Origin of the sequence: Prevotella jejuni (assembly GCF_900187995.1) — a bacterium.
Taxonomy (GTDB): Bacteria; Bacteroidota; Bacteroidia; order Bacteroidales; family Bacteroidaceae; genus Prevotella; species Prevotella jejuni.
In genome coordinates, this window is the sequence record NZ_FZNZ01000060.1 from 1 (window position 1) to 9,412 (window position 9,412).

Below are 9,412 nucleotides of genomic sequence, written 5' to 3' on the forward strand. Positions count from 1 at the left end.
AACGGACTAATTAGGCAATACGTGCCAAAAAAAGAAACCTTTGAGCATATCAGCCAGCAACAAATCACGAAGTATTCAAAGAAAATTAACATGAGGCCAAGAAAGAAATTAGATTTTAAAACACCACAGGACTGCTTTTACGAACTAATTAAGTAAATTTGCACTTGCTTGTTGAATTCACGTTTTTGCGATGCAAGAATGGACGAATTTGCAATAAAGAATAAAATGCAAATTGAATATAATTATAGAGGGAAACAAGTTAGTTATCCAAAGACTAAAGTTTGCTCTTAAAACAATAGAAAAATGAAAATTAATTGGCAATATTATCAAGCACCAAACAGGGACGCAATTGATGCAATACCTTATCAGCTAGATTATTTGTTCTCTACCAAGGACTCGTCAGAAGATATAGAGTATTTCCTTTATAATGAATTAGCTCCCAACATAAAGCATCAAAATAGAATATATAGTATAATAGAACCTGTAATTGAAGTTATGGAGTTCAACATATGTCAAAAAGGAAAGATACAATATAAGAATGAAATCTTAAATTTTTTAGGATATATATTTCAAGAGTATATTCGAGATGAAAACAGTATTTTGGTAACCCCTATAGAATACCAAACGGCCGCACTGAAGTTGTCATTACAATATTCTGAAGAGTTTGAATCTTACAAAAGATTTCAATCCTTTATGAAAAGAGTTTTCCCAGACACTATTGAACCACAAATGCCAGATGTGATTTTTTATAAATCCACATTAAATGACTGTCAAAAAACTTTCGAAACATTAATATATAATGCTGACCAACAAAATATAGGAGAGTCCCTTTTTGCATGTGGATTGATGAGTTTCAAAAACCCCAATTTAAAACTACATGATTTAGAAATGATTCAACAGGATAGTATTACTAATCTGGGCTTATGTATAAACCAAATGGCGTTTGACAAAAGACTTGCGGTTAAATCGCTTTCCACACCCACACTGCACCCATTTGTGTGGGGAAATGGTTTTGAATGCGTATTGGCAACATCGTCACTGATGATAGATAGTATACATCAAGATTTAAGATGTCAGAAAAATACAATCAATGATATAATGAATGGTTACGAAGCAATTAGAGATATGAATATTGATGAAGATATTGATTTTCCACCCCATAAGTTTATGTTAGAAGACTTGAGTAGTGTTCTGTTTCAAGAACATCTTGGAAAAGGGCGACTGCTCGATCCCCAAAAACTAACAGGAATACAATCATATTTTTACAATTTACTGTCAAAAGAGTATCGCACACATACTTACACACTGCTTTATGCAGGGATAGTCCCCAATGGGATGTCTATAGAAGAAGCTAATAATATAAATGATATTTACAACTGTTACAACTAAACCTCAACCGAAAATTATATCCTTAGTATAGGTTTTAAACGTGGGTGTATGCGAAGGGCTTATATTTCTATAATCGCAAGGTTATCTGTGATTTCATTCCTTTTCGCCAATTAGGTCAGTATGAGGACGAGGAGACCGGGTTGTATTACAATAGATTCAGATTTTATAACTCAATTTCGGGAAATAATATTAGTCAAAGCCCAATTAAGTTAGCAGGTGGAAATCCTACGCTGTATGGATATGTAGAGGATTGTAATACACAGATTGATCCATTGGGGTTAGACACATTTGGTGTTAATCAAGATGTTTATGCCCTTTATAATGAGGTTGACATTGTGAACGATATTCCGAAAGAAGGAGCTAAACCATATTATATTGGAATAAGCCAAAATTCAGATATACGTTTAAGACAACATACGAGCAATGGTAGATTCAATCCTAAAACTGATGTAAAAATAGATTTACATAAAGATATTGACTATGCCAAAGCAAGAGCATACGAACAATATTACATTGAGAAATATAAAACAATAGATAAAACAAATCCTAAAGCAGATCAACAAAATTCTTTCAGACATAATCGAACAGATGCAAGAGGAAAGGGTTTTGAAGCAGAATACAAGAAGATTAAATACCAATAGAATTATGAAAAAAGTTATTGTTTATCCTGGAGAAATATTTTGTATCCCCTTGTTTATGCCCAAAGATGATTGGAATTTAAAAAAATTTTCTGATGAAGACTTAGATAAAGAATTTGCATTTGGAAGAGTTATAGAGACGAGTTCTTCGGTTTTAGTAGAGATATTCAAAAAAATAGGTTCTGCTAAAACAAGTATAAACGAAATCGTAAACTCGGGTATTTTGTTTTCCCCAGTAAAAATATTTTGGGATGGTGTTATTAGAAAACGATGGCGAATAATCAGCAAAACAGAAAACTACGATAAATATAAGCATTCAAATTATGATAAACTAAGAATGATATTTGGTATAGACGGTGCTTTTCGATTGAAAGATTTTGGCACGCAAAAAGAGACGCCAATAACAAGAGAAGAATTTAACGGATATGAATTTTCAATAGTTTGGTTTCCTATTGATTTAGAGAATAGAATATTAAAGGCTATTGAGTAGAAATAACCCACCTTATTCAACAGTCCTTTTCTTTCGCCTTTGGCGACATATTGACGGTTATTTTTTGTAGCTTAGCCATAGAAAAAAACTTTTTTGCAAAAAAAGTTCTTCTCAAGAACCTTTTTGGGAAGGTATTTTCGTTAAATGCGTAGCTACCTTTCGTATAGCCTTAAAGGAATATCAGAAGTTATGCGTGATGTGAATAGATAGCCAAGACGGTCTTGGCTGTCTGTTTTATTTATCCTCTGACACAAAAGAGCTTTTCATGTTAATGCTTCGGTAAAATGCAGATAAAATATTGAAAAATCATAACATAATTTCATATAAAACATCTACAAATAAAGACTAAAATGCGTGTAAAAGGCAAGGTTGTATCATGCAGTAAATCAATCGGCTACGAAATCGTAATATAAAGGTGCCTAGTAAGGATACAAAAGGGCATTAGTTAGACCTCAAAAGGGTATCTATTGCAAGTCAATCAGGCGTATTCTCTAAGCCAGAAGAGCATATATCGGTTTTAAGTTGTACGAAAACAGTTTACATGTATCGGTTAGTTTAGAGAAAAGTTGCTTGTATGTAGAAGATGGAAAGATATGGTAATGAGTAGACGTAGTATTCATTATCTGAAATGACAATCTTCGCCTTCTGCAGACGCTTGATACAATAAACGACAGGAGTGTCCGTTACGATTATGACGCCTCCGGCTCTCTGTCAGGTGCTGTGTATGGTGATGGCAGCTGTCAGTGGCGTAACCCGGATGCAATGGGTAATGTGTACGATAGCCCTGACCGAACGGACAGGAGCTATGGTTGTGGTGGACAACTGCGTGAGGACAAGAAGTGGCGGTATTATTACGACAGCCATGACAACCTTGTGCTGAAGACCATGCGCAGGTCGGGACCATCCCTTGAAACTGGGATGCGGGATGAGTTCCTTACTTGGCAGAGCGGTGACTATGCCTATACGTGGCAGGGTAATGGTATGCTTAGGAGTGTAACACGGCCGGACGGCAAAACTATAACCTTCAAGTATGACGCTTTAGGCAGACGCATTGAGAAGGTCTTTGACGGACGAGTATATCGCTACCTTGGGATGGTGATGTCATTCTGCACGAGTGGGACTATGCTGAGGCTGACCGCCCGAATACGATTGTTACCGAGGCTGGTGAGGTCACACTTGACAGACCAGAACCAGTTGAGAATCTCATCACGTGGGTTTACGATAGTGACAGCTATGTCCCTACAGCCAAGATTGTTGGTGACAAGCATTACAGCATCATCAGCGACTACATCAGCCGTCCCGTCCAGACATACGATGACAAAGGTAATGTCGTCTGGCAGGCAGACTATGACATCTACGGTAATCTCCGCAACCTTAACGGCAGCAGGCAGTTCATTCCTTTCCGTCAATTAGGTCAGTATGAGGATGAGGAAACAGGGCTGTATTACAATAGGTTCAGATACTACGATCCGAGGATAGGCATTTACATCAGCCAAGATCCGATAAGGTTAGCGGGAAATAACCCTACGCTATATGGGTATGTAGAGGACTGTAATAAGTTTTTTGACTTATTTGGACTTTATTTACGTCGCCCTTATGTTCGTAAGGATACACGAATAGCGGTAGAAAAGAGTGGTACTATTATTGATGGACGTTTTTATGATACAGTGGATGGTTTTGATGAGTCTATTGCTATAGAAGGAGGGAAAAGACGTAAATATTCATTAGCTGAAGGCGAGTATCATTTGGGACATAAAGAAGGGCATGAATATCGTTATTATAAAGAGTATGCAGAAAAGAAAGGTATGAGTCAGAAAGATTTTAATGACCTTATGAATAATCCTAACATTTATCAAATTGAGGATTCTCATACAAATATGTCACATACAAGAGAGGCTAAGACCAACCAATTAACACAATCAAATGATGGTATCAGTAAAAAAAATAATATTGTAAGTTATAATTAATTTATTTTATTTATATGAGAAATAGTAAAACGAATAGGAGAAGTGATTTTAACCGATTAGAACTCGTTGAGGTTATTAATCATAAAAATGACTTTAAAGGGCTCAAAACATTTATAGAAGAGCATGGGGGACTAGATTCAGTAGATGAATTTGGGCGTACTGCTCTTATCAATTGTATTATTGCGTTCAGGAATCCGATAGAAGATTGTTGTTCTGCCAACGATTATGCGAAATTGTTAGTCGAATCAGGGGCAGATGTTAACAAAACCGATTTTAATGGTTATGTAGCACTTCATCATTGTATTCTTTCAAAGAACTATGAGATGTTTGATTATCTGCTATCACGCCCAAATATTAATATTGATGTTGAACCTGGTTTGCTTGGATATGCTTTGTCACATGATATTGATAACACTTCGAATATCATTAAGCTCCTTGATTTGGGCTTAGATCCATTCAAAAAAGGGACAATATTCTCGACATATCAGGTTCTGGTCGGTATAGACAATGGTACAATCAAGATTGGAAATCAAACAAAAAGTGTAAAGCCAGTATTGGACCATATAAAACAACTGTATGCAGACAGGGTAGAGTAATGGAGTAATGGGGTAAAACATGGAGAGAAACTTTGGGGAATTAAATCGACTTACGCGAGGTCACACTCGACAGACCTGAACCAATTGAGAACCTCATCACGTGGGTTTACGACAGTGACAGCTATGTCCCTACAGCCAAGATAGTTGGTGACAGGCATTACAGCATCATCAGCGACTACATCGGCCGTCCCGTCCAGGCATACGATGATAACGGTAATATCGTCTGGCAGGCAGACTATGACATCTATGATAACGTCCGCAACCTCCACGGCAGCAGGAAGTTCATTCCCTTCCGCCAGTTAGGACAGTATGAGGACGAAGAGACTGGACTGTATTATAACCGCTTCCGCTATTATGACTTGAGGATTGGTAACTACATCAGCCAAGACCCGATTTCTATAGCAGGTGGGATAAATGTATATGCTTATGATTCTAACAGCTGGATAGACCCATTAGGATTGAGTTCCAACCCCCTAATATTTACACGTAGTAGCGGACAGACTCATAAAATCAGTGGATATACAAATTTGACTCATATGAGCGATACCCAATTAAATACACTCTATCATGCAAATAATAATGCTCTCAAAGGAAAAGGTTTTGGATTATCTGGTGTGGATAAACAAGGTAATACAATTGTACTACATCATTATAAACAAAATCCTAATGGAGATTTAATAGCTATGCCTGCCAAACATCACGATAAACCACATACAAACCCTGGCCAACATCCATTTGGGAAGCAAAAAGGAAGTGGATTAACACCTGACGAACGAGCTGTATTTAATAAATGGAAGCAAGAATATTGGAAAAATCAAGCCGTAGCGGAATTAAAAGCGAGAGGTAAAATAATTGGTTATAATTAATTAAATAAAGGATATGAAACAAGAAATCATAAATAAATTGAATATTTTTTTTCAAGAAAATCCCACGATGTTAGGGAAAGCTGCTACTAATGAACAAATCATAAGCGCAGAAAAAGAACTTAATATTATAATGGATAAAGATTATAAAGAGTTTATTCAAAACTTTGGAGGTGCTTATGCTGGATTAGCAATTCATGCTTTTATAAATGGAACATCAATAGGGAATGAAACTATAATTGATTTAACAAATAACGCTCGTAAACTTTTTAATGAAGCTAATATTTTCCCAGAGATTAATAAGAGTCTTGTAATTTCAGACGATGGTTCCGGAAATCCTATTGCTATTATGCCTAATGGGGAAATGGTGTTATTTGACTACGATACAGAAGAAAAGCAGGTGCTTTCAAATTCTTTTGAAGAATTTATTGAAGAGAATTTTGTGGAATGGTAATCGCAAGTTCAAAGCACGAGGATTAGACGTCACTGTTCATCACAATAAGATAAAAGAGGGAAAAAACATTGAAGACAGATTTATGGATAAGGACGACCCACTAAGTTTAGTCCGGGTGCGTCATCTGAACTGTGCCATTGGCTTCATTTCTTTAGGATCATGAGGAATGCTGATGATCAAAACGGAGCAGTCTTTTTCTTGGTAAAATCACGCTGGGTTCGATGCACAGTATAGTTTTTAATTTGTTGGTGGTATAAAACATCGTTTTTCTTGATGTTGCAAAGATACGAAAGTATTTCTGAGTTTCCTAATTTTTGGATATGTAACTTCAAGAACCTATAATAATTGGAAGCGGCCGACAAACTTTTTATTGTGTTAGCTGGTAACACAGTTGAAATAACATTATCTATATTTCTTACATTTTATTCTTTTACTTCATATCTTTACTACACTTACAGAAAGATCCCCTGCCCCATTCCACACGACAACTATGCAAGAGAGAAGGCGGCTGTGTCAACTGATGAAAAGATTGTATCCTGTTCTTTTAATACCATGTTCACAACACGTCATTCGCACAAATCAATCATCAAAAACACATTTTATGAGCCGTTTATCCTGTCGTTCTATTTTTCTTTATTACCTTTGCTCACCTAATTAAGTAAAGTAGCACTAGCTTTCGTTTGTTATTAAGAACTTAAAACAACAAAGAACTGCTTGTAAGCTACCCCAGATATTATAAAAGACAGAAAACAAATATGAAAAATATGGCAAAGAAGAAAAAGCAAAAGAAAGGTGGACAACAACAGTTTCTTTCACCAGAGAAATTCCTGAAAACGAGAGCCAGATCCCTAAAAATAGGGAAATGCTACTGCGCCGTTAACCTATTTGAAATTGGAGTTGGTTATGTCTTAGTTTCCAGAGAACATACAGGCGGTAAGATTAGTTATGCATGCTATCTCATTGAGACCTTTTACTTAGGGTTAAAAGATTCTATGTATGCAATAAGAGTAGATGCAGACGATTTTATCGATACTGTAGAGATGCTCAGCGAGACAACTGAACTTGAAGAATGTAGCTACGAAGAAGCACACAACATTATATATGGTGCTATTGAATATGCCGCAGAACAAGGAAGAAAACCACATAGTAGCTTCATGATTACAAAGTATATACTGGAAGAAGATACAGACGATATACCTCTCATAGAGTACGAGTTTGGGAATAGCTTCAGACACAATCTTCCACCTGCAGAGAGCGATGAAGACGACGAGTCTATCATTAAATCGGACAATGAAACAAATCCCACATGCGACATGGAAACAGAAAACGACAACAAATCACAGCAACTTGCAGAGAACTTAAACCTGCATAATAAATGGCTTGTAGAGGAACTAAGCAAACCCGAAAACGCTTATTGGTTAGAGAAACCATTAATAAGCAAGATTCTTGCTCTGCCTAAGGAAGAGCTGCGTTCGGACTTAGAAGAGATTATCCGCTATGTCATAACCATCACAAAAGATGGCGATATTCCTTCCTATTTTGAAAATGGAGACATCAATGGAATCCTTGCTTCTTCCCTTATCTTATTAGGAGAAGTGGGAAACAACAGCAGTAGTCTGGACCTCGTATTGGAGAGTCTAAGACAGTCAGAGGATTTCTATGATTATCATTATGGCGATACTGCTCATCATACTATTGTTCCGACTCTCTACAAGATAATGACAGCTGATGACTTTGATAAGCTACTCAGCTTCATGAAAGAGCCTTTGCCATATTCTTTCGGCAAATCTCATGTGGCTGAGACAATACTGCAAATAGTATTCAACCAGCCTGAATTGAGGCAGACATGTATTGAGTGGTTTGACAAGGTTATCACATTTGCAACTGAAAAACTACCAGAAGAAGAATATTTCGATGGTGCGTTGGCAGGAATTATCACCTCTGACGTCATAGATATACAAGCTTCAGAACTTCTCCCCAAAATAGAAGCAATGTATGATACAGGCTATGTAAACGAAATGTGGTGTGGGAGTTTTGATGATGTAAAGAAAAAGATTTCCAAGAAAAAGAAGCAGTCACATGAAGAATTCTTCAGCACTGATGTTTACAAAATCTTCGCTCATCAAAAGTCTTATCTAGAAGGTCATATTTAATGCTGGACGGAGGCACGCCTAATAAGTGTGCCACCTTATGCCCAAAAAGATCGTAATTAATAAGCGATTCTACCAAAATAAATTTTCCTGTCATTTCTGTCATCCAACGTAGACACACAAGTATTTGATTTATAAAGAGTTTACGATAAATGTTAAAAATGACAGGAAAATAAAATAAAAAAGGTTCTTCCGTTAAATGTGTGGACGCTTTTCGTAGTGCTTTAACGTAAGAGCCAAAGTTACTCATTAAACAAAAATATAGCTGAGACAGTCAACTATCTATCCTATTTTCATCCTCTTTCATTGAAAATCTTTCCGTTTTAAGACTTCGAAAATCTGCAGACAAGGGTTTGAAAAATCATTACATAATTTTAAGGAAAACACCTAGAACTAACGGCAAAAATACACACATGAAGCAAGTTTGCAATCAACAGGGTATCAATTAGTTACCAAGTATAAAGTAAAAGGTGCTTGATTGGACATCAAAAGGGCGTTAGCAAGGGTCTTAAAGAGCATCTTTTGCAACCCAAAAGGGCGTCTTTTAGAAGCCAAAAGAGCATGTATTGGGTTTGAGCTGTACGAAAACAATTTACAAACATGATTTAATAAGGGAATAAGCAGGTTATAGACGACAGATAGACATCACACCTAATTACATTTATCATATAGTTTACCTCCCCCTTATAAAACAATCTTATTGGAGGTAAGCTTACCATGTATGTGGATTAATCTCACTCTATTAACAATCTACACATTTAACGGAAGAACGTGAATTCAACAAGCAAGTGCAAATTTACTTAATTAGTTCGTAAAAGCAGTCCTGTGGTGTTTTAAAATCTAATTTCTTTCTTGGTCTCATGTT

The 9,412-nt window shown here is 36.3% G+C and carries 8 protein-coding genes and 1 pseudogene; all 9 read left to right on the forward strand.

The annotated features are described in order from the left end of the window. Positions 1-156 (forward strand): annotated as a pseudogene (locus CHB62_RS15510) (IS30 family transposase); the annotation flags it as partial. 147 nt (positions 157-303) lie between these two features. Beyond that, positions 304-1,389 (forward strand): hypothetical protein, encoded by a 1,086-nt coding sequence (locus CHB62_RS13850; RefSeq protein ID WP_089367294.1) that lies wholly within the window; start codon positions 304-306, stop codon positions 1,387-1,389. A 44-nt stretch (positions 1,390-1,433) separates the two neighbouring features. Then, a complete protein-coding gene (locus tag CHB62_RS14995; protein WP_089367295.1) occupies positions 1,434-2,030 on the forward strand; it encodes an RHS repeat-associated core domain-containing protein in 597 nt (198 codons plus the stop codon). A 4-nt stretch (positions 2,031-2,034) separates the two neighbouring features. Next, the gene (locus tag CHB62_RS13860) at positions 2,035-2,517 is read left to right on the forward strand and encodes an Imm26 family immunity protein (RefSeq protein ID WP_089367296.1); all 483 of its coding nucleotides are present in this window, start codon (positions 2,035-2,037) and stop codon (positions 2,515-2,517) included. Positions 2,518-3,767: 1,250 nt separating this feature from the next. Continuing rightward, a complete protein-coding gene (locus CHB62_RS15560; protein ID WP_497023422.1) occupies positions 3,768-4,484 on the forward strand; it encodes a GH-E family nuclease in 717 nt (238 codons plus the stop codon). Between the two features lie 14 nt (positions 4,485-4,498). After that, the gene (locus CHB62_RS13875; RefSeq protein ID WP_089367297.1) at positions 4,499-5,080 is read left to right on the forward strand and encodes an ankyrin repeat domain-containing protein; all 582 of its coding nucleotides are present in this window, start codon (positions 4,499-4,501) and stop codon (positions 5,078-5,080) included. A gap of 140 nt (positions 5,081-5,220) precedes the next feature. Next, positions 5,221-5,946 (forward strand): RHS repeat-associated core domain-containing protein, encoded by a 726-nt coding sequence (locus tag CHB62_RS15440; protein WP_497023423.1) that lies wholly within the window; start codon positions 5,221-5,223, stop codon positions 5,944-5,946. Positions 5,947-5,959: 13 nt separating this feature from the next. Next, the gene (locus CHB62_RS13885; RefSeq protein WP_089367298.1) at positions 5,960-6,397 is read left to right on the forward strand and encodes an SMI1/KNR4 family protein; all 438 of its coding nucleotides are present in this window, start codon (positions 5,960-5,962) and stop codon (positions 6,395-6,397) included. A 764-nt stretch (positions 6,398-7,161) separates the two neighbouring features. Then, positions 7,162-8,550: a hypothetical protein gene (locus CHB62_RS13890; RefSeq protein ID WP_089367300.1), complete on the forward strand. Its 1,389-nt coding sequence runs from the start codon at positions 7,162-7,164 to the stop codon at positions 8,548-8,550. Positions 8,551-9,412: the final 862 nt, after the last annotated feature.